Raw genomic sequence first — 23347 nt, 5'->3', positions numbered from 1 at the left:
TGAACAACGTAGGTATTCCCGGACCCGACCGGTGTCCACGGACCGTTTGCGTTGGCTGATGTGTTCCACCAGATTGTTGACGTCGCTCCTGCTGGCTGGACTGTACTATTTATTAGCGTTTGATCGACCTGGGCCGTGCCGCTCGCTATACCGATTGACGTGAGTGCAGTCCTGGGGTAGGCGATGAAGACAATCCCGTTGCCACCTTTACCGCCACCCAAATTTGTTCCGGCTTTAGAAACGGCCGCACCGCCACCGCCGCCAAGTCCATCAACTCCGGCATTCCCGGCACTACCAGTACTTGTCCCACCGGCACCACCACCACCGGAACCACCGGAACCACCAGAAACGCCATGTAGGTAATTTGCACCGCCACCGCCGCCACCGGCATAATATGTCAATGTTCCATTGATCGCAGATTGGTTACCAGTACCACCATTTCCGCCAGCAGTATTAGCGCCAATAGAACCGACAGCAGAACCACCACCACCACCGCCTCCGGTAGTATTTGTAGTACTTCCTCCCTTTCCTCCACCAAATCCCTGCCCGTTTATAGCAGTTCCATTAGCTTTATTATAGTTACCGCCACCGCCGCCGGAACCACCATTTCCGCCAACGACAGTATTCTTACCTCCGTACCCTCCACCCTTTGCCTGAATTCCGTTGCCAGATGTCGTGTTCGCAAACGATGAATTTCCCCCAGTTGATCCAGAGTTTGCGCCAGCTGCTCCTCCACTCCCCCCGACACCAACCGTGAGCTTATATACTGTGCCACCCGTGACCGTGGTAGTTCCATTAAGAAAACCACCCCCACCGCCACCACCGCCTCCATTACCCGACATGGCTGCACCTGCGCCACCACCGCCTCCAGCGACAACAAGATACCAGACATTAGTATTCGTGGGTATCGCTGCCGGTGCTGTCCACGACTTTATCCCGGTGGTATTCCACATTACGGTAATGTATCCAGCATTTGCATCAGAAGAAGTCCAACATCCATTTGCTGCGGTCCAGGTAGCTGCACTTGCCGTTCCGATCAAGAGAAGTACGACAACCAGAACGAGCGCGAAATAAAATAGTATCCTTGTGCGCCTCCTCGCGCCCCCGTTCTGGTATCCGTGACGTTCTCCGTTAAGGTGCGTATCAGCGGTCATATCTGTGCCAGCAGGTGTCCTACGTGTAACGTTAAAGATCGCCACAGAACCCCCTCCCCCTGCACTCGCTGACATTGGCACCTGCGTCACATTGTTACTTCTCCCGGACAGCCACCATTGCAATCTTCTCCTCGCCTTGCAGGATTATGCGTACTAAAACTTCTACCGGGATCACCTTCCCGGCATTACGGGTATAGATTGCATCAAACCACTCATTGGATGGCTCATGAATCCGTTCGACGATTATGGGCAGTATCGTACTCTGGGAGGTACGCGACAGGATATCACCCGCCGGCATCCCTTTGAGTTCCTTGCGGGAATACCCAAGGTGACTGCATGCGACCTCATTGACGTCGATAAACTTCCCCAGTGTGCCGTCACGATTTACACTAACCAGAAAGACGTCGTCATCAGCATAGTCAAAAATCACATGGAACAATTCATAGTATATACGCAGTGCATCCATCCGGCAGACCTGCTCGCTGATATCACGGGAGCTGATGATCCCTCCGGTACATGTGCCTGCGGCATCACACATGGGTTTACCAACAGATTCGAGCCAGACATAATCGCCGTTCTTATGACGGACCCGGTACTTCTGCCGTATCGGTTCTTTATTATTGACAAACTTATGTAGAGCAGAAATAATCATTTCCCGTTCATCAGGATGGATCAGATCCAGTACGCCATCGGTCATCAGTTCTTCAGGACAATATCCCAAAATTGTCTGGTGGGATGGACTCACATATCCGGGTTTTAAGTTGGTATCGATCTCAAGGACAAGATCCGACAGGTTCTCGATGACCTGATGAGAAGGGATCCGGCTCGTTGCCTGTGCAGTATTCCCGACACGATCCCGGCTGACTTCAGAGTGGATCTGGTCATTGGTCGATTGCCGTCCGTTCGTCATTTCGTTTATTATCTTCTCATACTTCTGTTGGATTTGGTGGTTTTCCGTGACGTTCTCAAGAATCACCGCAGTGCCCGGCACCCCGTCATCAAAGACAACCGGAAGATATTTTGATTGGAAATGGAGATTTTCCCCCCCTTTCTTTAGTTCGTGTTTTTTGGTAACGCTCACTCCTTTAGCTGCCTGGCAGATACCAGGTATCAGGATATGAGCAATATCCACTTCAGAGATGAGGGTATCGAACTTTTCCCCGGTTAGATCCTGCTTCGGGATACCAAACATCTCCAAAAATTGCGGATTTATTTCCCGGATCAGGCGTTCCTTATCCATAACGACGATGGCATCAGAGTGAAGAGCAAACATCTGCGATATGGGCACGCGGGAACAGCACCTGAATAGTTTAGAACGCCCAACCTGCTGGTACTCGATCTGCCCGGAGATAAGCAGGGTATTAAGATATTTTGATATCGTGATCCGGTTTGAGGGAAGACTTTTAGCAATGTCTTCGGTGGTCATCCCATTTGGGTTTTCCTTTAACAGATTCTTGATTTTTATTGATATGTCTGCCTGGGACAGCTTTCCCTCACCATTCATGATACCGGTATTTCGTATGGTGGAGTCCAGAGTTTTGTCAAAGAATTTACCGTTTCCCAGATTAACTATCATGCAGGCACCTCCGGCTCTCCGGGTAGTACTCCGCTGGGATGTTCAACCCGCGGGAAATACCGGAGATGGGGCGTGAAATGATCTTGTGCAGCTTGGGGGATTTGTAGCAGAGTCCCTACAAGTTCTCGTCCGTGAACATTTTTTGTCATACGGTATACCCACCTCTTAATCAACACGATTGTTAATGATAAAAAAACAAATATACCGATATTAATTATCAATATAAATAATGACAATTCTTAATATAATCTATTACAATATTAAACTACCTGATAGATATCCAAATAGATGGACCTATACGCCAGTTACCCGTGATCCACTTATCGTTACGGTAAATATGATCTAAACGGCAAGTCTTAACGACAAAGTATTATTCGGGAAGGCCCCAATCTTTCTGCTCCGTCGTTTGAGTTATTTATCAATCCGTTTGAGGAGATGGGTAGTCCTTTTTCCAGAACTCCGGAGGAACTACCCGATACATCATCAACCCATGATGAAACCAGCGAATCGTATCGGAAGCATGAGAAGACCCCGGGCAGCATACTCCAACAATCTTCTGGAATCACTCAGGCATTCTTTAAAGGTCTCTGCGATCTCCATCTGATGTTTCCGGGGGACGTTTCCGATGACAGCCCGGATGAAATGGATGTGACACATCTGCCAGAAAAAGCCCGAAAACATGTTCACGGCGCTGGACTGGATTCCGGTAGAATCCTCGGAGAGAATGGGATCTTTCGGGAGGATTTTAAAAAAATATACGGCTTCTTCGGAGCCACCTTTCGCAAACGTAATGCCAAAGAAGGTACCTGCATCTTGAAGAGGGAAGAGAGTCAATTTACGGGTATGCAGGTTACTTTCCTTGGAACAAATGGCTGGTACGATTCCTCCACGGGAAACACGGTCTCGACGCTGATCTCAACACGGGACTATGATATCATCCTTGATGCAGGAAACGGCATCGCAAAGGCCGACCGGTATATGTCGCAGGACAAACCGGTCTTTCTGTTTCTCAGCCATTTTCATCTTGACCATACCGAAGGGCTCCACGTACTCGTGAAGTTCCGGTTTAAAAAAGGCCTGACTATCTGCGGACAGATCGGCACCACGGCAGACCTTGCGGGCCTTGTCCGCGAGCCCTACACGGTGCCGCTTGAACAAGTTCCCTTCGCAGTGACTGTGACCGAACTTGCAGACGGCGTTCACGAGCTGCCGTTCAAAGTTACGTGCCTGCCGCTTGTCCACCCCGTTCCCTGCAGGGGTTTCCGGTTCGAGATTGACGGGAAGGTGATTACCTACTGCACCGACACAGGGATCTGTGACAATGCGATCACGCTCGCACGTGGCGCCGATCTCCTCATCACTGAGTGCGGCTTGAAACCCGGGCAGAAAAGTCCCGGCTGGCCGCATCTCAACCCGGAGGACGCGATCCACATTGCAAAAGCTGCAAAGGTTAAGCGTCTCGCGCTAATGCATTTCGGGGCGGAAGTCTATCATACCATAGAGGAACGCCGGGTGTTGAAGGTGCAGTTTGGGGAGGAGTGCCCGGGACTCGTGGTAGCAGAAGACGGGATGACGGTGGATGTGTGAGGCGGATACGCCTGGCTGAAATCCCAAAAAAAAGATCGGTAATCTGTGCTTTCATCTACTAACCACCTTTTTGTGACACGATCCCATCCGGGTTCAATTCAGCCCCCGATTGCCTCCTGACCCGCCCAAAATAAGCCCGTAACGGGCTCCGTTTCAAAAAGTCCCCAAATTCGGCTTATTTTCGAAAACGGACAAATTAAAACGGACCCGATAATGCGGTTTTTTTGGCCGATCTCAAGTCAGATTGGTGATTTTACACGATCCGAAAAAAAGAGGCCGCGAGAACGCTTATAGGGGGCTGTGAAGGGCATCATATGGGGCTCAAATTGGACTTTGTTTTGAGAACGGGGCGAATTTGTGGCGAATTTCCCACAGGAAAAGAAACGGGGACTATTTGGGGGTTTTCTTGGAGAGACCCACATATCGGAAAGGGAAAAAGTGCATGCGATGGACTTTTTTCCCATCGGGGTTCAGGCCCTCCAATTCGAGCTGTCTCCGACGTGGGATAAATGGGGGAGCGGTGGTTTCACACACCCCATCCCGGTAATAATCCGGATTTATGCTTCTTTGCATGGGATTAGAGTGGGATTTGAGTGCTGCGCATCGTTCATCATTTCAGGTATTTGAGTTCGCCGGGAGAACCCAACAGGTCTGGCCTTTTTTAATTGTACTAACCCGGCGGTTCAATTATTTCACCTGAACCATCTTGGGAATACATACGTCAATGCGAGAAACTTACAGCCCATACAAGATGTAACGTGTGGAGTGCTTTTATGTCCCAACTCATTATAGAAACAGACACGATCAAAAAAGTGGTTCTCTACTTTTTTGCTATCGTGGGTGTGTTAGCGATCATAAATATGATTGCAATGGGTGTTGTGGATCATAATTGCCAGCAGCAGGTACAACAGACAATTGTTCCTGCCACTGCACCTGTCACGACTCCCGCGCCAACAGTCGTACCAACATCCGCATATCCAACCGTCATTGAATGTACAGTACTGTCAACTACGAGAGCTAACGGGCACTATTCAGTTTACACAACCACCGGGCAAATCTTATACATGCCAGACTTCTATTCGTGGAATTCTTTGTGGCCACAGTACACCTACACCGCAACCATTACCGGGGCAGAGACTGATGGTGCGCTTGATGTCGATACTATCACTCTCATTTCTACTCCATCTACTAACCCTGTCTACTATCACTACAACCTCAATTATTATGCATATGATGGACACACGGTGACTCCGACAGTCAGGAAGGACACCATCGGACATAGGGTTATTGAAGGCATGCCTCCCACTTTACCGTGAGGGATTCATTAATTCCCTTTGAAGGTATAGGCAATCAGGACATTTTTGCCAAGGGAGGGGGGCACTTCATAATTTTGCGAAAACATCTGCGCTCAAGCGCGACGTCCCACGCGGAGTCAAGGTACCGTTTGAAATTATGAGAGTTAAGAGAACATGAAAAACGATTACATTCAGAGGGATCCTTTTTTTAAAATTGTTAACAACTGTTCCAATCTTTCTAAAAAAACCCGCATGACGTCAAAGACTTCGCACCAAAGTAATCAAAATTTTGCACTCCAAACTCGAATTTCCATTTGTCTGCTTTATTATCTGAAGTTTTCAAAATTTTTATGACAAACCCGCATGAAGTCAAAGACTTCGCACCATAGCAATGAAAATTTTGCACTCCAAACTCGAATTTCCATTTGTCTGCTTTATCGTCTGAAGTTTTCAAAATTGAATATAAAAATGCCTCTGGATTTTCATCCTGTATGCTTGTGGCCTTTTGGCATCATGTCCGTTTTCATAACAAAAATTCAGAGAAGTAACGTGCCGGTAAATTATTTTAAAAATTTGTATTTTTTATGGACTTGATCGATAGTCGTTACTTCGGTGATAAACACCAGATTCTCCATAATTTTGTAAAATGCGGTGTACGTATGGCTGATAGGTAAGTGGTAAACCTGGATGCCATGCCGGAGTTCCAGAAGTTCTTTATCTCCCGCTTTGCCCGGGAAGGGATCATCTTTCAGGATCTCGAGTTTAGATCGGATAACTCGTCTGCTCTTGTCGTTTTGAGAATTGACAAATGCGATTGCGTCAATATCGATGCCAACTTCAAACTTCACAATTTAATCTCCGAAAGCGGAACAAATTTGCCACGCTTCATTATCCGCTCGGTCTCATCAATTAATTTCTGTTCTGAGTCCCTCTGTATCAATTCCTGAATCACATCATCATAGGTTTGTCCAGGTTTCCTGAGCTGGTGGACGGTTCTCCAGGTACTGGGGCTAACAGGGATCCTTTTTGTGGCGCATTCAGGTACTGTCATGACAAGATGGTAAGTATTGTAAAAATTTACCTTTACTGGCTGTACTTGACCCGCTATGAAAATGTGTGCCATTCCTGCTTCTCATTCCCCTGTGTCATGGTGTAGGGGGTGGAGCCTGTTGTTCTTAATCTGATCCCTCTCATTGAATCATACCCAATCCGGGCCCGTTACGGGCTCCGATGGGGTGCCGACCCCTTCAAACGGAGCCCGTATAGAGCCCCATTTGGAAAAGTCAATAATACGGGGTTATTTTGGCAAACGGACAAAATAAAACGGACTCGATAGCATGGTTCTTTTGGCAGATCTCATACCGTATGGGTACTTCTACGATCCAAAAAACAAAGGCCGCCAGAACGCGAATACGGGGCTGCAAAAGGCATTATATGGGGCCCAAAATGGGCTTGTTTTTTAAAATGTCAAGATGTATGGGCCCTGATTTATGGCAGAGACTGAAAAAGGGGCAAATGTTCGGCCAAATGACGTTTTTCCCGGAATTATCAATCCCGCGATCCGGATTTTTTTAAAATGTCCAGCTGCCAGGTCATACATTTTCTGAAATCTTCAGCTGCTGAGCCGGCCATTTTCCGGAATTCTCATGAATTGATCCAATCGTTTTTTGAAATTCTCAGCTGCTGAGCCGGTCATTTTCCGGAATTCTCATGAATCGATCCAATCGTTTTTTGAAATTCTCAGCCGCTGAGCCGGCCATTTTCCGGAATCTTTTGCTCGTGATCCGAACTATTCCGTAAAAGTTCGGCAAGGCCGGATGCTGCAACGATGGGGGGCTGATGCCTCCATACCCCCACGAGCGATGAGTGCAGCCGCACCAAAAAGGGACGCCCCCGCGGCGGATCAAGTGAATAAATTTCCGGGAAAGAAGTGTTCGACTATAAATCACATTCAACCGTCTGAGACCCTGTCGCAACCGGGGGATGCCCGTGCGGCGGGGGCGCGAAGCCCCCGAGAGCACGCTCTGCTAAAAAATCCTGGCAGCAACACCTGCCGTGAATCCCGTATTCACCAAATGTAAACTTCCATTAAAATCCCTATATCTCGCCCTTTGGATTTGCAACCCGGATTTTTTGAAATCTTCCGCTCGTGACCCGGTTATTTTTTAAATAAGTCTGTCTGTTTTTGAAAACTTCAGCTGCTGATAGGTGATCCTGTGCGACCCACTCCACATATCCCACGCATCCCTTACGATGACGGTGGGGCATCGGCTACACGGGCAGGTGGGAGGAAGTGGGGGAACAGACGTACATATCCAGTACAGGAGCCTGATACACCCTTGGGGGGAGGACGGTAATGGACTAAAAGCACGTGAAACAAAGATTGCGGTAAAAAAAGATATGGGTTTAAACTGTGGTCTGCAGAAGAATTTGCTGGGATCCATCAGCAAATGTACCAATGACAAGAGCGCTCGCTCCGGATGTAGTAGAAGTGTTTACGGTATACTGACTTCCAACGGTAGTTCCCAATAGACCATTAAGATTAGTTGAGTTACCCGTAAGGGTTATGTTAAGGCTGTTGAGACTGCCCACATCCTGACCGCCGTTATTTGTAAACTGAACACCGCCAGTTATTCGTTGTGCCGTTATTGAAACGACATGCGACTTCTGGATATTTCCTGCCATGCCGAACACGAATGCAGCGATGACCGCTGCGAGAATCACGGTGATGGCAACCATTAAAATGACGCCGATGACCGGTGAAACTGCCTCTTCATTTTTTCTAGTGGATGCTGTCATTCAGATACACCTCATTTAAACTGTGGTCTGCAGAAGAATTTGCTGGGATCCATCAGCAAACGTACCAATGACAAGAGCGCTCGCTCCGGATGTAGTAGAAGTGTTTACTGTATACTGACTTCCAACTGTCTTTCCCAATAGACCATTAAGATTAGTTGAGTTACCCGTAAGGGTTATGTTAAGGCTGCTGAGACTGCCCACATCCTGACCGCCGTTATTTGTAAACTGAACACCGCCAGTTATTCGTTGTGCCGTTATTGAAACAACATGCGACTTCTGGATGTTCCCTGCCATGCCGAACACGAATGCAGCGATGACCGCTGCGAGAATCACGGTGATCGCCACCATCAGGATGACACCGATGACCGGTGATACTGCTTCTTCATTCTTTTTTGTAAATGCCATTTAGTTTCACTTCCATAAATGTGCCGGTTTCCTGGCACGACACTGTGTGGTGAAACTTCTGTTTTTCTCATATAAATATATTGGTTTAGACAACTGCCATTTTTAAGAGTTTAAATGAATTTCACACAGGTAAATTTTGAATAACCCAACGACCCGCGGATTTCTATGAGAACTTCGAACTGGATGAAGGGAATCTCTTGCCTGATTGCGCGTTACAGGGGCGGTACAATAAAGTCAGAGTGCCCGGAAACGGGTTGGGTGAACTGGCAACGCTCCTTCTATGGGGTAACCATTTCGGAAAATTGGAGTGCTGGTGAATAGATGATGAAGGAAAAGGATAAACTAATGGAAAAATAGTTCGGGGGGTTGCGTATTGGTACCCTGCCGGAAGTGGAAAAACAGATACCCGGCTATGCTCAGAATACGGTGTTTTTTTATTATCGGCAAAACCGCACATTCTTTTTACCCGGCAATTATTCCCTAACAGAAACACCGGAAAGCCAACCTCAGTATTTCTCTGAATTTTCCTTCACAAACAGGGCAGAATTTTTAATGGGACTTCCCAAAGTGATCCCGTCCCTCGGGGGGGTACCCCTCTGCCAGACCGGGGTGGCACCCCACCCTCACCCAAAAATGAAAGGTACCCTGACCCCCGACCTGCCTTTTTAAAGTGTTACCCCCCCACCCCCTCTTGACAATAAATAACAAGCCTGCTCCGACGAAGGCTCCACGCGAAACACTCGATTGTGGAGATAGACCCCCGGGGAGGGTACCCCCATCCCGGGCCGGTACCTGGGGTGGGGGTGATCCCCAAAACATTGTGGGGGGTTGGGACCTCCTCACGGGTCATGGGGGATACCCCTGCCCCTACAGGCCCGGATGTTTTTAAAAAGTTCTCCATTTTTCAACATTGCCATGACCCTCAAACTCTTGCTTGAAGGTTATCAGCCGGGGATTTTTATCCCGCCGAAAGTGGGGAATTTCATACCGCCATTGACACGGCACAGTAGTCGAATCTTTCAAAAACTGTCAGGTCACGATGAATCTGCATGGAAGCACATGCAGCAGACGTTTTTTTTCCGGGCCGGGCGGAGAATACTTTCACCATGCACGGCCGGAACTTATCCCCCGGCTCCAATCAAGAGAGTACCTGAAATGAGGAAAGGTGCACACCTCATCATCGGGGTACTGGCATTTTTGGGGTACGCGTACCTGCTCGGCCTCCTGCGTGAGACCACGAATGTGTTGTTTCTTCTCGGACTTTTCGCAGTCGTCACCGGCTCAATCATGCCGGACATCCTAGAAGCACCGACCAGCTGGCGACACCGGGGGATATTCCACAGCAAACAAGCGCTGAAATGCATGGTGGGAACATTTGGTATAACTGCGGCAATCGGTTTACTGCCATCGCCACTTATTCCCCATGCATCCATTGTCTATGGCCTGTCCTGCTTTGCCCTCGGATATCTCTTCCATCTCCTGGCCGATTCCACAACAAAAAGAGGACTGCCGGAATAGCACGGATCGATACCGATGCAGCCCGGATAATCGCGATGCACAGAACGGGAGATCAGGACAGGAGCCGTAACAATCCCTCTTGAAACGGCTTCCTGAAAAAATGAGTGAACAGGCCGTGCCGAATCCGCACAGTACAACCGGCTTTTAAAAAAAATCGGGATTCATCCCTGCCTGCCGAGAACCCGGAGAACCGCATCGCCAAACTCACGGGTCCCGGCCGATCCGCCGAGGTCCCGGGTCCGGACACCGGACGCCAGAACCTGCTGAATGGCGGATTCTATCCGCACAGACCCCCCGTTATCACCCAGATGCTCAAGGAGCATTGCAGCACTCCGCAGGGTGGCGATCGGGTTTGCAATGTTTTTCCCTGCGATATCCGGGGCACTGCCATGCACCGGCTCAAAGAGGGCATACCGGTCACCGATGTTTGCACTTGGCACAAGGCCGAGACCCCCGACAAGGTACGAGGCAACATCGGAGAGGATATCGCCAAAGATGTTCGTCGTCACGATCACGTCGTAGGCCTGCGGGTGCTGGAGGACGTCAAGACCGAGGGCATCGATGAACTTCTCGTTATACGACACCCCGGCCTTTTTTGCTTCTGCAATGCAGATGTCGCGGAAGAGGACATCGGATTTGAGCACGTTTGCCTTGTGCCCGATCGTGAGTTTCCCCTGCCGCTGCTGCGCAAGCCGGATCGCCGCTCTCACGATCCGTTCGGTTCCCGCCCGGGTCACCACCCGGAGCGTCGTCGCACGATCCGGCCCGGTCTCCTCGATGCCCGAGTACAGGCCCTCGGTGTTCTCCCGCACGATCATGATATCGAACCCGTCGCCTTTGACCGGCCGCAGGTTCGCATACAGGTCGAGCGCTTTCCTGATCCGCAGGACAACGCTCTGGTAATCCTTCATCGGCGGGGTCGTGACCGCCCCGAACAGGACGGCGTCCGCAGTTTTGAGCTCCGCAATATCATGGTCTGCACACGGGCAGCCGGTCTGCTCCCAGCGCCCGTACCCCACCCCGACCGGGAAGAACTCGTAATCTGGGTGAAGTAATGCGAGAACGTTTTGTGCGACCGGGATCACCTCGTGACCGATCCCGTCGCCTTCAACGATTGCGATCCGTGTCATCTCTTCCTCCACTGGCTGACCAGTTCCTGTACCGACCGGGCGATTTTTGAGGGACTTGCACCCCAGTGGACGATTGCCCCGAACTTCCCGTTCCAGGTTCCGACCCCTTCACGCTCGGACCGGCAGCACCGGGCAATAAACGGCTCTTTTTGGACCTGCTCCAGGGGACAGATGTTCTCCAGGGTGAAATTTGTCCCGTAGCATTCCGTACAGAACTGTTTTGCCGTCAGGCATCCGGCCACCCGTTCGCCACCCTGCATCGGGTCGGCGTCCAGCGTCCGCGTATACCCGGCGGCCCGGCAGGGATAGACATCGGCAGGAACCGTGGTAATGTCCCGCACGTGGTGATCGAAGATCACCGAGAGTTCCCCAAAGAGCCCGATCGCTTCCATCTCTTTTAAGCTCGCCGAGAGGGTAGGCCGGGGCGGGATGACATCGTAGACATGCACGGTAAGGAATCCCGAAAGGTCGGGATCGAGCACAAACGTCATGTTCTCTTCAACCCCGGTAAAGACCGTGCACCGGTACCCTCTCACCAGTGCAAGTCGTACGAGCCGGGCCCGGTCGTTGAGCTGCACCTTCTTCGGGTAATTGTAGACCTCATCCGGTGTCGCAATGACACGGGACGAGACGATATCCCGCATGACGGTTTTCTTCGCGGGATCAAGGGAGACCTCGACAAGTTCATACCCGGCCCCTGTCTCCCGCAGGAGGTACCGACTGATGGCATAGACCTTGTCACCGCAGGGTTTTGTCGAGGCAAGCCCCACGACTTTGCAGTGCTCCGGGAAGATCACCGGTGAGCCCTCCAGTATTCCACGAGGCCGCCGGCCATGAGGATATCCTGCATCCGGGGGGACAACGGGCGGATCGTGTGCCGGTTTCCTCCGGTCTCGACCCAGCCTTCTGATATATCAAACGCGACCGTGCTTCCTTCCTCGCAGGTCAGGTCTGACTCGATAAGCAGAAGACCGAGGTTGATCGCGTTCCTGAAGAATATCCGGGCAAACGACGGGGCAATGATAGCGACCACCCCGGCCTCACGGAGTGCGATGGGCGCCTGTTCACGGGATGACCCGCACCCGAAGTTCTTGCCGGCAACGAGCACGGCCCCTTTGAGACGGGCGGCAAGCGAGGGGTCAAGATCCTCGAAAACATGGGTCGCCCAGATACTCCGGTCCTTGGTCCGCAGGTACCGGCCGGCGATAACCATATCGGTGTCAATGTCGGCCGGCAGGCAGACCGCTGTACCTTTGCCCTGCATCAGGCCGCCTCCGGGGACGTGATCTCGCCGGCGAGAGCTCCTGCCGCGGCAGTAGCGACAGACCCAAGATAGATCTCCCCGCCGACACCCATCCGGTTCTTGAAGTTCCGGTTCGCCGTCGAGAGACAGACCTCCCCCTCCCCGAGCACGCCCATATGGTAGCCGAGGCAGGGTCCGCAGCCGGGCGTCCCGATGGTGCAGCCCGCTTCGACGATATCGGCAAGCACCCCGGTCCGGATCGCTTTTTTGAAGATCTCCTCCGAGGCAGGGACCACGATCGTCCGGACCGCCACTTTCCTGCCTTTGACAAGCCGGGCAAAACGGGCGAGATCGGAGTACCTCCCGTTCGTGCAGGTGCCGACAAACACCTGATCGAGGGGAATACCCGCCAGGTCTTCGACGGGCTTAACGGTGTCCACCCGGGGAGGAACTGCAAGCAGCGGAACGATATCGGCGAGGTCAAGGTCAATTTCATTTGTGTACGAACAGGCTTCCGGCTCCTGTGGCAGGACCGCATGACCCCGCTCCTTCAGGTAGCGCACCGTTACATCGTCCGCATAAAAGAGCCCGGCCTTTGCCCCGGCTTCCATCGAGAGATTGGAGAGGACAAGACGTTCGTCAATGGTGAGATGGTGTGCTCCCTCGCCGACAAACTCAAGTGCCTGGTAGGTAGCGCCGTCCATACCGAGTTTTGCCACACAGGAAAGAGCGAGGTCTTTTGCCTCGGCCGCACCGCTCAGCCTCCCGGTGAGGCTGATGCCCACCGACTCGGGGACCCGGAACCAGGTTTCCCCGGTCAGCCAGATCGCAGCCATGTCGGTCGCACCGACGCCCGTCGCAAACGCTCCGAATGCCCCGGGCGTGACGCTGTGGGAGTCGGCACCGACCACAATCTCCCCGGGCAGGACGACACCTTCGCTCATCAGCTGGTGGCAGATACCGCAGCCGATGTCGGAGAAGTGCATCGAGGTTTTTTGGGCAAATGCCCTGAGTTCGTGCTGGAGGCCGGCCGTCGTGCTGTTGTTGGCCGGCGCGATATGATCGAACTGGAGGTAGTACTCAGTCTCTTTTCCCAGCCGGTCGCCGCCCATCTGTTTCCAGGCTTCAAGGGCTAGGACACCGGTCCCGTCATGGGCATAGGCCCGGTCAACTTTCCGGTCGACATATGCCCCTGCTTCAGCCCCGAGGATCCGCTCCGAGAGCGTACTCATGCGGGGGTCTCCTGCTGTGCCCGCCGGATCAGGTTTTGCAGGATCTCAGGCGTAATGCTGCATTTCTGCTCGGAATTTTCCTTTACCAGATCAAGCACGTGGCAGATCTGGGGTTCGGTGAGGGTGTACCCGAGCGATGCCACGACATGTTCGAGCGCTTTTCGCCCGGTGTGTTTGCCGAGGATGAAGTGCCGCTCGCCGCCCACGAGTTCCGGGGGGAAATATTCGTACGAGACCGGATCATGAAGGATGGCTGCAATATGGATGCCACTCTCGTGCGAGAATGCGAGCTCGCCGGTCACCGGCTTGTTCTTCGGGAGCGCTATTCCCGAATACTTTTCTACTTTGTGGGAAAGTGCGGAGAGGTGTGAGAGATCGTACCGGTCGATACCACCCTTCTGCCGCAGGATGACGAGCACCTCCTCAAGCGAGGCATTGCCCGACCGCTCTCCGATGCCGTTTACCGTGGTATGGAGCTGGAAGGCTCCGGCCTGTGCCGCGGTGATCGTGTTTGCAACGGCACAGCCCATGTCATTGTGGCAGTGAGCGCAGAACGGGGTGTCGACAGATGCCACGAGATCGGTCATGATCGTGCGCATCTCGTCTGGGATCAGGCAGCCCACCGTGTCGGCAAAGCTGAGCAGGACGGCCCCGTGTTCAGCGGCCCGCCGGTAGACTTCCTTTAAGAACGTCAGGTCAGTCCGGGAGGCGTCCTCAGCGGCAAACCGTACCCTGACACCATGATCCCGGGCAAAATCGATCATGGCAAGGGCATCGTCGAGCACCTGTTCGCGGGGTTTCTTGAACTTGAGCCGGATGTGGAGATCCGAGGTCGGGATAAAGATGGAGACCATGTCGACACCGCAGTCGATGGCGTCCATGATATCCGGTTCCCGTGCCCGGGCAAAACCGCAGATCCGTGCATCGAGCCCGAGATGTGCGATGGCTTTTACGCACTTTTTTTCGTTCTCGGATACTGCCGGGAACCCGGCCTCGATCACCTCGACACCGATGGCATCCAGGGTCCGGGCGATATCCACTTTCTCTTCGCAGGAGAACGACACGCCGGGTGTCTGCTCCCCGTCTCTCAACGTTACATCACAGATCTCAACATTCCACGGTTTCATGACGGGCCCCCTTTGGGCATTCTGCTTCTACGACCACGGTGAGCGGTGCATCCGGGTGACGGATGACCTCGCGGAGTCGGCGTTCATCTTCCGCACGGCAGATAACCGGGTCAGCCCAGGCAAGGTAGGGGACGGGATCGAAGGCAGGCTGCGCACCGGTCAGTGCGGTGCAGTGATTCTTCAGCACGACACACAGGAGCGGAAGTCTCTTTTCATACACGTCGATCAGGGCGTTTAACCCGGAGTGGAGCAGCGCATAATCCCCGATAAGCGCCACCTGCGTGCTCCGGGCGGCGACCGCGATGCTCGACCCCATACCGTAACTGGCAATGCCCATCTCATACGGGGGGGTCATCCCGAAGATCGAGCACCCCGCATCGCAGATCAACCGCAGATCCCGGGTTTTGAGAAGGTCCAGCAGGGGCTTGAACGGACATTCTTTACAGAAGGTCTTGTAGAACCCCCGCCCATCCCGTGATTCAGGCCCTTCCTGCGGGTCGGGGGGCATGACCCCCCGGTGATCCCGGACAAACGGTCTGCCAATCTCATGAACCTCGTGCAGCTCAGCGGCGCGGGCCGGGAGGGGATTTGCGGTAATAATCCGGGAGCGTCCCGGCGCCGGCCCGACGCCGAGCGGTTCCTCATCCCACCGGTTTAAAGCGGATGCATCGGACCAGGCAAACATCGTCCGGTACAGTGCCTCCGAGGCAGTTACCCGCCCGTTCATCGTCCAGCTCCGGTCGGATAACCGGCCCTTTCGGTCTTTCCGGGGGACAACCGTACCGCTGGCATCGCTATCCAGAAGCGGTGGAGTAAGCCGGAGCATGGCGACCCTTGAGAACAGTTCCGAAGCCTGAAGCGCTGCTTCGACCCCGGTGTAGCAGGTCATAGAGTCAGGCTCTATAACTGGGATCTCCGCCAGTTCCCCGTAATACCGGGAGTCCTGAGCAGTCTGGGAGCCTTTTGCCTCGGGATCGTCACCGACGACAAGGAGTACCCCGCCGATAAGGCCCTGTGCTGAGGCCTGGAGCAGGGGATCGGCGCAGGCATTCACGCCCACATTCTTTATGATCACCGCTGCCCGTTTCCCGGCAAGGGAGTCGCCAAGCGCATATTCAAGCGCCGTCTTCTCGTTGATGACCATCTTGGCCCGGGTGAGTTCCCCCAGTTCCGTGACCGGGTAACCCGGGACCGTGTACTGCCGGTCGGTACCGGCACAGATCGCCTTTGCAATCGCTTCCACACCTTTCATTCGTCCCTCCCGGGCACGAGATCGCACCCTGCACAGTTCGTGCACATCGTCCGGGCAAGAGAGGGGTCAAGTCCTGCGGCAGCAATTGCCCGGGCATGCATGGCATAGACGGTGTTGAGCCGTTCCGCTGACGGGCGGGGCGTGCCCGCAAAACCGGCAACCGGGTTGAGCGGGCGCAGGACCGGGATCACACCGTGGGACGTAAGCCTGTTGATACAGGTCTCCAGTTCGGCATCGGTCTCCCCAAGCCCGATAATGACATTGGAGAAGACCCGGTTCTTACCGAAGAGTTCGACAGATCGGTCGAGCACCCGCCAGAGCCGGTCATAATCAAGACCGGGACACTGCTGTGCAAACAGTTCCGGGGTCGCGGCCTCGATATTGAATTTTACCTCGGCCACACCAAGGGCAAACAGTTTGTCCGGGGTCGTCTCGGTCGGGTAGATGGAGACACCGATTGGCAGGTCAAAGAAGGCCAGGTGCCGGATCACTTCGCAGACATATGCCTCTTCCTCCTCGATGCTCCCGGCAACGCCGCTCGTAAGAGAGATTGCACTGATCCGGTGCCTGACTGATTCGACGAGATTCATGATCTCTTCAACCGTCTTGCGTTTCCCGGAGAGACGGGGGACCGGGCAATAGCGGCAGGCGAATATGCAGCTCGCGGTTACCGTGATAAACGCCTGGTCCGGGCAGTGAAGCCCCGGCTGAATGAGCCGGCCCGGGATCTGCTGGTCCTCGAAATACAGGTCGGCGACACCACCGCCCCGGTGGGCAATCTCGACAGGTGATGAGGGATTGATCGCCAGCTTGACCCGGTGGCTTCCCATGGCAAAGAAAACCGAGCCTTTTCCCCCGGCACCCGGGCCTGCGGTGGACTTTGCAATAAAATCATCCGCCGGTTCTCCGCTGAGCCGGGCTGAACCGGCCGACAGCAGGCGGGCCTTTAGGTCTTTCCATTGCATAACTCAAGCGCCTCCTCGTACTGTGTGTAAAAGGGCAGGGCCGCCACTGCCCCGGTAATCCCTCTCCCGTTCAGGATCACGCGGAGAGCGGGATCGGCAAGGTTCCGGACGATGTCGGGACCAACTTCACCCCGCTTCACTTTCCGGCCATACTCAAGGAGGGCAGCAGACGGCGCAAAACCGGTATATACTGCCATCCCGGTCTTGTCTGAAAGGGTGTATTTTTCCAGCAGCTCGCGGAACCGTTCCGTGAGGCGTTCCGGCTCGGTCGTTGCAAACTCAGCGACGAGACTGACGCAGTTCTTCGTCCGGTACGCGACCGGGAAGAGCTGGACAATCGTATGCGAGAGGTAGACCGATTGCTCGTCCTCTACGGCTTTTGCAATGTTGTGGACAAGCGTCCATGTCGCCCCCTCCTCGCTCGTGTCCGTATCATCGACGCCGATAAGCACGCGCTGGCGTCGGGGAAGCCAGAGGGTGGCACTGGCTACTTTTCCCCCACCGGCGGGATCAGAGCGCTCCCGCAGCACACCTTTAGCCGCTGCACGGCAGGACGTGGCACCCACGCCGCCGCCGCCCATACCAATATAGGTGATCGCAATCTCGTGCTCTGTGACGGATACCCCGGAGATCCCGGCAGGGAACCGGGACCCTTCGAGTGCCAGATCCACGGTACCGGGCCGGAGCAGGAACCGGGTGGTCGCTCCCACGCACCGGACATTCTCAACCAGCGGACTCTGTGCGTAATGGTGCTGCGTCCACATCGCCCCGCCCACGCAGTCGAAGAATTCTATGAGCTCGACACGATCGCCGGTTTTGTCGGCAACCGCAACGATCTGCGGGTACTTGATCACGTACGGATCAGAGATGCTCGCCATAGAGACCTGCTGCCTCGATGCCCCTGTTCGCCCACAGCACAGCGCCAAGCGCCCCGATCCGCCCCTTCCGCCCGTTGTGGTCGAGGTACTCGATGCCGAGACGCTTTGCCTCTTGTTCCGCTTTCCCGACAGTAAGGATCTCGGTTTTGATCGCCTTTAAAAACGGAGAATCCTTTTCCGTCCCGATCCCCCGGGAAAACGCGATGCCGGTATCCTTTGAGAACGTGTGCTCCTCAACAAATGAGCATACAAACTCCCGGAGCGCTCCGATGCTGCCGGGACGGACGGCAAAGTTGAGGGCGGAACCGACACAGTTTGTCGTCTTGTTCGGAACCGCCGGGTTGAGCTGGACAAGGCGCATGTTTAAGAATTCCACTCCTTCGATATGGCAGGCCTCTGCGCACTTGAGCACCATCACCCACGTAGCGCCTTCCTGTTTGGTGTCCGTATCATCGATGCCAAACGAGATCTTCTCATATTTGGGAGATATAATCCGGACATGGTTCGTCCGGGCTCCACCGACCTTGAGATCATCTTCTGAAGGGTACTCAGACCGGATGACTCCCGGCGCCTGCGGGAGGCAGGCGGCTACACCGACACCGGCACCGGCAATACCGGCCCAGCTCGTGATAACCTCGTCGCCGTTCACTTCGACGCCTGCAAGAGCCTGCCCGCCAATCGTATCGCTGGCAGCCCCGAAGTTGACCGTGTGCTGGCCAAGACGGGCACGGATGGTCATCGTGCTCCCTTCGACGGCACAAGTGGAGACTGCCCCCCCGGCCCGGCGCCGGTTCATCGCGTCCCACTCGATCGTCCCCCGGGCATGACACTGCTCGATGATCTCTGCAAGACCTGCCTTTTCGTCAACCATTACCAGGAATTTCTTTGAGAAGAGCGGGCCGAACCGCTTCTTCACGTCATCGGGTGTTAAGGTGATCATGTTATCGCCGAAATTTTCGTTAACAACTTATTCGGCAATAACTGTATTTATAGAATATGATGACTGCAGAAATTTTTTCATAAAAAAAGAGAATTTAAAGAACCTTTTCAAGATCCAGCTTGAAGGGTCCGAGACTGCCGCCAAAGTTACCGGCTGAGATAAACTTCACGCCAGGTACCTGCACTGCAGCCTTAATACCGGCTCCCATTGCAGCGGCAACGCTCTTCTCGTCCACACCGTCGATGACGATCTCGTAGACCGCCTTGATGCCGGCCGGAACCTTGCTGTCTGCCACTTTCTCGCGGAGCGTCGGGCAGTACTTCTCGTTTGTGGTTGCAACCATGAACTTGTATTTCAGGCTGCCAACCTTCGAACCGCTCGCCACAACCCCGCCCGGGAAACTCGTGATAACGCCCTTTACTTCCGCGATCGCATCCGATGCGGCCTGGGCAGCTACGAGCGCTGCCATCTGGTTCTCACCCATGATAAAGAAGTTGCCACCGGCAACGCCCTTGACAATACCGAACTCCTCTTCGCCGATGTACTCGCCATTCATGATCGGGATCGCCCAGCACTTCCTGCCGCCAACTTCCTTCTGGTACTCATACCCGTCGCCGAAGAAGTGAAGTTTCACCGGTATCTTCTCTTCTGCTTCGGTGATACCATTGAAGACTGCGGTTGTCGGTGCCGTAAGGACGCATTCGGCAAGCCGTTCTACGACCTGCTCTTTGAGTTTCTTCTTGCTTGCGCAGATCAGGATCGCAACGCCCGGCCTTCCGTCAGGTGTCTCGCTGCCGGAAAGGACAGACTCGATCCCTGCTTCACAGGGACAGCCGATAGCAGAGGTCGCAAACCCGGTTGCCTCGGTTGCTGCCTTGATTGCCCAGTCTTTTGTCACTGCTGTAATAATCACCCGGCAGACCCAGGTTGGGAATGCTTCTGCGTAGGTGTTGTCGATTGTAACGCCGTTGATTTCCATTATAACATAACCTCCGGTATAACAACAGTACCTTAATTATTACTGAATAAATTTTCCCATTTAATCCTGTGATATCAGAGCGCAATCAGAGCGCACAGGAACATGACAGAAAAGTACACTATATATATTTAACACCGCGGAGGAGCATATAAACAAACATGGGAAAAAATGAATAAAATTGCCGTTTTACCGCGATAAATTTCAGAACATTTATCTAGATTCTTCCACCACTCTTTTGATAATCGATTTTGGAATCGATCATAGCTGGTGCATGAACTCATGGCATTTGCAGTGCATATTAACAGAGAACATTGTACCGGCTGTAACAATTGTGTTGTTGCATGTCCTGTGGACGCATTGGAACTTCACACGGTAGATCCTGTCTTAAACAGAAAGATCTACATGGTCCGTGATGGTAAATCGATCATCCTTGACTTCAAGGGTGAACTCTGTGCCGGTTGCGGTGTATGTGTTCAGGTGTGTCCACATGATGTTATCAGGCTGACAGGGCCCTGGGAAACCAGAGCAGAGGCAAAGGTGCAATAGAAGAACAGCGTGAGGGTTATTTCATGGCATTGTTTCCAAAGTTTTCCAAAAAGAGGGATGGTGTCAACGTTGTGATGGAGCAGCGCCTCCTTCAGAGCGTGAACAACCTGATTCTTAATTCAGAGACCTGCACGGGATGCGGGATCTGTGCCGAAGCATGTCCGGAGGAAGCTATCGTCCTCGGGCTTGTCGGTGCATCCCGCCGTGGGGCCATCAACTACGCTACACCCATCGATGTAGACGAGACCAAGTGCTCGTACTGCGGTGTCTGCGTAATAATGTGCCCGTTCAATGCATTGACTCTGAAGGTCGACAATCAGGAGCGGCTCCCCATTCTTGAAAAAGAAGGATTCCCGCAGTATGACATGAAGGCAGAGATTAATGACGAAAAGTGTGTCAAGTGCACGATCTGCGAAGAGGTCTGCCCGCGTGACGCCATTGATCGAAATGTCCCTGCCTTTGAAGGAACCTACAAGAGCCCGGTTGCTGGCGCAAAAGAACGCCACACCGCGATCAAGACCAAGACGACATTTACCGTAGACAAGGAGAAATGTTCGCTCTGCGGCCTGTGTGGGGCACTCTGCCCGGCGCTCACGGTGAAACACAAGGAGTTCACTGCTGAAGTCGGTAAGATCGAGGGTGAGGTTGTCTGGGACGAGGCCAAATGCAATGCCTGCAAGGTGTGCGTGGAAGTCTGCCCCGAAGAGTGTATCACCGTCGAACGCGAAGTTATCTCCGACAAGGTTGACGGCAAGGTCACAATTGAGAAGGACAACTGCTGCACCTGTACCTGGTGCTCGAAGAACTGCCCGACCGAGGCAATTACCGTTGAGAAGATCTTCGAAGGCGATATTGAATTCCACGCCGAGAAATGCCCCGGCGGCTGTTCGACCTGCGCAGAAATCTGCCCGGCAAATGCGATCTATCTCCCCAGTGAGAAGCCCGCAGCCGAGATGGGACACAATATCGAAGCCACCATCGCAGTCAACAAGGATTACTGTATTCTCTGCGGTGCCTGCGTGAATGCCTGCCCCGGTGAGGATATCATTGTCCTCCAGCGGAAAGGCATCCGGATGAAAGGCACGGAGACGGACCTTTATAAGAAGATAAAGGCGAAACTCTGCACGAAGAGAACCTCGAAGGTAAAGGAAGATATTGCCGGACAGGTTGGACTGAAAATGATGGAGAAGGCGTGAGGGAGCAGTATGGCAAAAACAAAAGGTTACCCGGAAGCGCTGGAAAAGAAACTCAAAGACCAGCGGTTTTACCGTGAAGACTCGACACCCGACTTTACAAAAAGGGTTGAGGGCATTTCACGCACCATCGCCCACATGTGCTACCAGTGCGGTACCTGCACCGGCTCGTGTCCGTCGGCACCCAGAAGCACCTACCGCATCCGCAAATTTATGCGGAGGGCAGTACTCGGACTCGAGAACGAGGCACTGACCGACCCGGATCTCTGGCTCTGCACTACCTGTTATAGCTGCACCGACCGGTGCCCGCGTGACATTGCACCCACGGATGTTATCATGGCCATGAGGAACATGGCATTCACCCACGATATCGTGCCAGTGAACTTCCTCAAGACCGTTACGGCAATCTATGCTTCAGGCCACGGTGTGCCAAACAATGATGTCAACCGTGCAGCCCGGGAGAAACTCGGACTCACCCGTGACCCGCCGACCACCCACATGTACCCTGAATATATGCCGGGCATCAGGAAGATCCTTGATCATTACCATCTCAAGGAAAATGCAGACCGGATCATCAAGGAACGGGAGGGATAAGAGAGCATGTCAGAATCAACAGCAAACCACACGTTCGCATTCTACCTTGGTTGTATTGCACCGAACCGTTATCCCGGTGTTGAATCGGCAGCAATCAAGGGATGCAAAAAGCTCGGCATCGACCTTGTTCCCCTCAAGGGAGCCAGCTGCTGCCCTGCACCCGGTGCATTCGGTTCCATCGACATGAATGTTTTCTATGCGATGGCGGCCCGTAACATTGTCCTTGCAGAACAGATGAAGATGGACATTGCACTGGTCTGCAACGGCTGCTACAAGTCGATCTGGGAAGTCAACCACAAACTCAAACACAACCAGGATCTCCGCGATGGCGTCAACGAAGTACTCAAGGAAGTAGACATGGAGTCCAAGGGTACCATCAACGTCTACCACCTTGCAGAACTTCTTTATAACGATAAGTTCGTCGGTGTTGACAAGATCAAGAACACGGTTGTAAGCCCCCTTACCGGTGCACGAATTGCTGTCCACTATGGCTGCCACCTGACCAAGCCCCACAAGGACCGGGAGTTTGAGAAGGAAGTCATGTTAAACACCGAGCACCCGATGTGGATGGAAGAACTGGTCGCTGCACTCGGTGCAACGCCGGTCGAATACCGCAACAAGATGCAGTGCTGCGGAGCCGGCGGTGGTGTCCGCGGATACGATATCGTCCACTCACTGGATATCACCAATGAGAAGCTGATCAACGTCAAGGAAGTAAAAGCAGATGCACTTACCGATATCTGCCCGTTCTGTCAGCTTCAGTTTGACCGTGGCCAGATCGAGATCAAGGAAAAGTTCGGTGTCGAGTACAACTTACCGGTGCTGCACTTTGCCGAACTACTCGGACTGGCACAGGGAATGAGCCCGCAGGACCTCGGGCTTGACCTCCATGCGATCAGCTGTGAACCGTTCCTGCAGAAGGTGCTGTGAGGTG

At 53.5% G+C, this 23347-nt stretch carries 24 protein-coding genes; 7 read left to right on the top strand and 17 right to left on the bottom strand.

Going from position 1 to position 23347, the window contains the following annotated elements:
* The 3 genes from WCX19_RS04620 to WCX19_RS04610 all read right to left on the bottom strand — a co-directional run.
* On the bottom strand, nucleotides 1-1229 hold a 1229-nt coding region (locus tag WCX19_RS04620), incomplete at its 3' end, for a glycine-rich domain-containing protein (RefSeq protein ID WP_373005614.1).
* A gap of 19 nt (nucleotides 1230-1248) precedes the next feature.
* A complete protein-coding gene (locus WCX19_RS04615; protein WP_373005612.1) occupies nucleotides 1249-2580 on the bottom strand; it encodes a PAS domain-containing protein in 1332 nt (443 codons plus the stop codon).
* 633 nt (nucleotides 2581-3213) lie between these two features.
* Entirely contained in the window at nucleotides 3214-3564 is a 351-nt protein-coding gene (locus WCX19_RS04610) for a transposase (RefSeq protein WP_373005610.1), read from the bottom strand.
* Between the two features lie 9 nt (nucleotides 3565-3573).
* Between WCX19_RS04610 and WCX19_RS04605 the strand changes: the two genes are divergently transcribed.
* Nucleotides 3574-4317 carry an MBL fold metallo-hydrolase gene (locus WCX19_RS04605; protein WP_373005608.1) on the top strand — a complete coding sequence of 248 codons (744 nt, stop codon included), beginning with the start codon at nucleotides 3574-3576 and terminating at the stop codon, nucleotides 4315-4317.
* A 773-nt stretch (nucleotides 4318-5090) separates the two neighbouring features.
* Nucleotides 5091-5633, top strand: a complete 543-nt coding sequence (locus WCX19_RS04600; protein WP_373005606.1) for a hypothetical protein — start codon at nucleotides 5091-5093, stop codon at nucleotides 5631-5633.
* Nucleotides 5634-6172: 539 nt separating this feature from the next.
* Here the strand turns inward: WCX19_RS04600 and WCX19_RS04595 are convergent.
* The 4 genes from WCX19_RS04595 to WCX19_RS04580 all read right to left on the bottom strand — a co-directional run bounded on the left by WCX19_RS04595 (nucleotide 6173) and on the right by WCX19_RS04580 (nucleotide 8816).
* Nucleotides 6173-6460 (bottom strand): hypothetical protein, encoded by a 288-nt coding sequence (locus tag WCX19_RS04595; RefSeq protein WP_373005604.1) that lies wholly within the window; start codon nucleotides 6458-6460, stop codon nucleotides 6173-6175.
* On the bottom strand, nucleotides 6457-6735 hold the full coding sequence (locus tag WCX19_RS04590) for a hypothetical protein (protein ID WP_373005603.1): 279 nt from the start codon (nucleotides 6733-6735) through the stop codon (nucleotides 6457-6459). Before WCX19_RS04590 ends, WCX19_RS04595 begins: the two co-directional genes overlap by 4 nt.
* A 1283-nt stretch (nucleotides 6736-8018) precedes the next feature.
* Nucleotides 8019-8411 (bottom strand): type IV pilin, encoded by a 393-nt coding sequence (locus tag WCX19_RS04585; RefSeq protein ID WP_373005601.1) that lies wholly within the window; start codon nucleotides 8409-8411, stop codon nucleotides 8019-8021.
* A 15-nt stretch (nucleotides 8412-8426) separates the two neighbouring features.
* Nucleotides 8427-8816, bottom strand: coding sequence for a type IV pilin (locus WCX19_RS04580; protein ID WP_373005599.1), 390 nt, complete (start codon nucleotides 8814-8816; stop codon nucleotides 8427-8429).
* 1155 nt (nucleotides 8817-9971) lie between these two features.
* Here WCX19_RS04580 and WCX19_RS04575 point away from each other — a divergent pair.
* Nucleotides 9972-10334 (top strand): metal-dependent hydrolase, encoded by a 363-nt coding sequence (locus tag WCX19_RS04575; protein ID WP_373005597.1) that lies wholly within the window; start codon nucleotides 9972-9974, stop codon nucleotides 10332-10334.
* Between the two features lie 161 nt (nucleotides 10335-10495).
* Here WCX19_RS04575 and WCX19_RS04570 read toward each other — a convergent pair whose 3' ends face one another.
* The 10 genes from WCX19_RS04570 to fhcD form a co-directional block, all read right to left on the bottom strand.
* A complete protein-coding gene (locus tag WCX19_RS04570; protein WP_373005595.1) occupies nucleotides 10496-11464 on the bottom strand; it encodes an isocitrate/isopropylmalate dehydrogenase family protein in 969 nt (322 codons plus the stop codon).
* Nucleotides 11461-12261 (bottom strand): hypothetical protein, encoded by an 801-nt coding sequence (locus WCX19_RS04565; protein ID WP_373005593.1) that lies wholly within the window; start codon nucleotides 12259-12261, stop codon nucleotides 11461-11463. Before WCX19_RS04565 ends, WCX19_RS04570 begins: the two co-directional genes overlap by 4 nt.
* Entirely contained in the window at nucleotides 12258-12728 is a 471-nt protein-coding gene (locus WCX19_RS04560; RefSeq protein WP_373005591.1) for a 3-isopropylmalate dehydratase, read from the bottom strand. Before WCX19_RS04560 ends, WCX19_RS04565 begins: the two co-directional genes overlap by 4 nt.
* Entirely contained in the window at nucleotides 12728-13939 is a 1212-nt protein-coding gene (locus WCX19_RS04555) for an aconitase/3-isopropylmalate dehydratase large subunit family protein (protein ID WP_373005589.1), read from the bottom strand. Before WCX19_RS04555 ends, WCX19_RS04560 begins: the two co-directional genes overlap by 1 nt.
* Nucleotides 13936-15066, bottom strand: coding sequence for a homocitrate synthase family protein (locus WCX19_RS04550; RefSeq protein WP_373005587.1), 1131 nt, complete (start codon nucleotides 15064-15066; stop codon nucleotides 13936-13938). Before WCX19_RS04550 ends, WCX19_RS04555 begins: the two co-directional genes overlap by 4 nt.
* The gene (locus tag WCX19_RS04545) at nucleotides 15047-16318 is read right to left on the bottom strand and encodes a thiamine pyrophosphate-dependent enzyme (protein WP_373005585.1); all 1272 of its coding nucleotides are present in this window, start codon (nucleotides 16316-16318) and stop codon (nucleotides 15047-15049) included. The genes WCX19_RS04550 and WCX19_RS04545 overlap by 20 nt, the downstream gene beginning before the upstream one ends.
* Nucleotides 16315-17283, bottom strand: coding sequence for a radical SAM protein (locus WCX19_RS04540; protein WP_373005583.1), 969 nt, complete (start codon nucleotides 17281-17283; stop codon nucleotides 16315-16317). The genes WCX19_RS04545 and WCX19_RS04540 overlap by 4 nt, the downstream gene beginning before the upstream one ends.
* The gene (mmp11, locus tag WCX19_RS04535) at nucleotides 17265-18161 is read right to left on the bottom strand and encodes a methanogenesis marker protein 11 (protein WP_373005581.1); all 897 of its coding nucleotides are present in this window, start codon (nucleotides 18159-18161) and stop codon (nucleotides 17265-17267) included. The genes WCX19_RS04540 and mmp11 overlap by 19 nt, the downstream gene beginning before the upstream one ends.
* Nucleotides 18145-19101, bottom strand: coding sequence for a tRNA(Ile)(2)-agmatinylcytidine synthase (locus WCX19_RS04530; protein ID WP_373005579.1), 957 nt, complete (start codon nucleotides 19099-19101; stop codon nucleotides 18145-18147). Before WCX19_RS04530 ends, mmp11 begins: the two co-directional genes overlap by 17 nt.
* Nucleotides 19102-19195: 94 nt before the next feature.
* Entirely contained in the window at nucleotides 19196-20080 is an 885-nt protein-coding gene (gene fhcD / locus WCX19_RS04525) for a formylmethanofuran--tetrahydromethanopterin N-formyltransferase (protein WP_373005577.1), read from the bottom strand.
* Nucleotides 20081-20359: 279 nt separating this feature from the next.
* Here fhcD and WCX19_RS04520 point away from each other — a divergent pair, with 279 nt between their 5' ends.
* The 4 genes from WCX19_RS04520 to hdrB are packed head-to-tail and all read left to right on the top strand — an operon-like array spanning nucleotide 20360 to nucleotide 23343.
* Nucleotides 20360-20626: an indolepyruvate ferredoxin oxidoreductase subunit alpha gene (locus tag WCX19_RS04520; protein WP_373005575.1), complete on the top strand. Its 267-nt coding sequence runs from the start codon at nucleotides 20360-20362 to the stop codon at nucleotides 20624-20626.
* A 23-nt stretch (nucleotides 20627-20649) separates the two neighbouring features.
* On the top strand, nucleotides 20650-21822 hold the full coding sequence (locus tag WCX19_RS04515) for a 4Fe-4S binding protein (RefSeq protein ID WP_373005573.1): 1173 nt from the start codon (nucleotides 20650-20652) through the stop codon (nucleotides 21820-21822).
* 9 nt (nucleotides 21823-21831) lie between these two features.
* The gene (gene hdrC / locus WCX19_RS04510) at nucleotides 21832-22413 is read left to right on the top strand and encodes a CoB--CoM heterodisulfide reductase subunit C (protein ID WP_373005571.1); all 582 of its coding nucleotides are present in this window, start codon (nucleotides 21832-21834) and stop codon (nucleotides 22411-22413) included.
* 6 nt (nucleotides 22414-22419) lie between these two features.
* A complete protein-coding gene (gene hdrB / locus WCX19_RS04505; protein WP_373005569.1) occupies nucleotides 22420-23343 on the top strand; it encodes a CoB--CoM heterodisulfide reductase subunit B in 924 nt (307 codons plus the stop codon).
* Nucleotides 23344-23347: the final 4 nt, after the last annotated feature.

It is taken from the genome of Methanoregula sp. (genome assembly GCF_041663825.1).
Taxonomy (GTDB): domain Archaea; phylum Halobacteriota; class Methanomicrobia; order Methanomicrobiales; family Methanospirillaceae; genus Methanoregula.
This window is presented reverse-complemented; position numbering and strand designations above follow the sequence as displayed.

What these genes read in the sequence shown, in the direction of transcription:
- WCX19_RS04615 (WP_373005612.1), bottom strand. Translation starts at nt 2,580, where the DNA reads ATGACCACCGAAGACATTGCTAAAAGTCTTCCCTCAAACCGGATCACG.
- WCX19_RS04605 (WP_373005608.1), top strand. Translation starts at nt 3,574, where the DNA reads ATGCAGGTTACTTTCCTTGGAACAAATGGCTGGTACGATTCCTCCACG.
- WCX19_RS04600 (WP_373005606.1), top strand. Translation starts at nt 5,091, where the DNA reads ATGTCCCAACTCATTATAGAAACAGACACGATCAAAAAAGTGGTTCTC.
- WCX19_RS04590 (WP_373005603.1), bottom strand. Translation starts at nt 6,735, where the DNA reads ATGGCACACATTTTCATAGCGGGTCAAGTACAGCCAGTAAAGGTAAAT.
- WCX19_RS04585 (WP_373005601.1), bottom strand. Translation starts at nt 8,411, where the DNA reads ATGACAGCATCCACTAGAAAAAATGAAGAGGCAGTTTCACCGGTCATC.
- WCX19_RS04580 (WP_373005599.1), bottom strand. Translation starts at nt 8,816, where the DNA reads ATGGCATTTACAAAAAAGAATGAAGAAGCAGTATCACCGGTCATCGGT.
- WCX19_RS04575 (WP_373005597.1), top strand. Translation starts at nt 9,972, where the DNA reads ATGAGGAAAGGTGCACACCTCATCATCGGGGTACTGGCATTTTTGGGG.
- WCX19_RS04570 (WP_373005595.1), bottom strand. Translation starts at nt 11,464, where the DNA reads ATGACACGGATCGCAATCGTTGAAGGCGACGGGATCGGTCACGAGGTG.
- WCX19_RS04560 (WP_373005591.1), bottom strand. Translation starts at nt 12,728, where the DNA reads ATGCAGGGCAAAGGTACAGCGGTCTGCCTGCCGGCCGACATTGACACC.
- WCX19_RS04555 (WP_373005589.1), bottom strand. Translation starts at nt 13,939, where the DNA reads ATGAGTACGCTCTCGGAGCGGATCCTCGGGGCTGAAGCAGGGGCATAT.
- WCX19_RS04550 (WP_373005587.1), bottom strand. Translation starts at nt 15,066, where the DNA reads ATGAAACCGTGGAATGTTGAGATCTGTGATGTAACGTTGAGAGACGGG.
- WCX19_RS04545 (WP_373005585.1), bottom strand. Translation starts at nt 16,318, where the DNA reads ATGAAAGGTGTGGAAGCGATTGCAAAGGCGATCTGTGCCGGTACCGAC.
- WCX19_RS04540 (WP_373005583.1), bottom strand. Translation starts at nt 17,283, where the DNA reads ATGCAATGGAAAGACCTAAAGGCCCGCCTGCTGTCGGCCGGTTCAGCC.
- mmp11 (WP_373005581.1), bottom strand. Translation starts at nt 18,161, where the DNA reads ATGGCGAGCATCTCTGATCCGTACGTGATCAAGTACCCGCAGATCGTT.
- WCX19_RS04530 (WP_373005579.1), bottom strand. Translation starts at nt 19,101, where the DNA reads ATGATCACCTTAACACCCGATGACGTGAAGAAGCGGTTCGGCCCGCTC.
- fhcD (WP_373005577.1), bottom strand. Translation starts at nt 20,080, where the DNA reads ATGGAAATCAACGGCGTTACAATCGACAACACCTACGCAGAAGCATTC.
- WCX19_RS04520 (WP_373005575.1), top strand. Translation starts at nt 20,360, where the DNA reads ATGGCATTTGCAGTGCATATTAACAGAGAACATTGTACCGGCTGTAAC.
- WCX19_RS04515 (WP_373005573.1), top strand. Translation starts at nt 20,650, where the DNA reads ATGGCATTGTTTCCAAAGTTTTCCAAAAAGAGGGATGGTGTCAACGTT.
- hdrC (WP_373005571.1), top strand. Translation starts at nt 21,832, where the DNA reads ATGGCAAAAACAAAAGGTTACCCGGAAGCGCTGGAAAAGAAACTCAAA.
- hdrB (WP_373005569.1), top strand. Translation starts at nt 22,420, where the DNA reads ATGTCAGAATCAACAGCAAACCACACGTTCGCATTCTACCTTGGTTGT.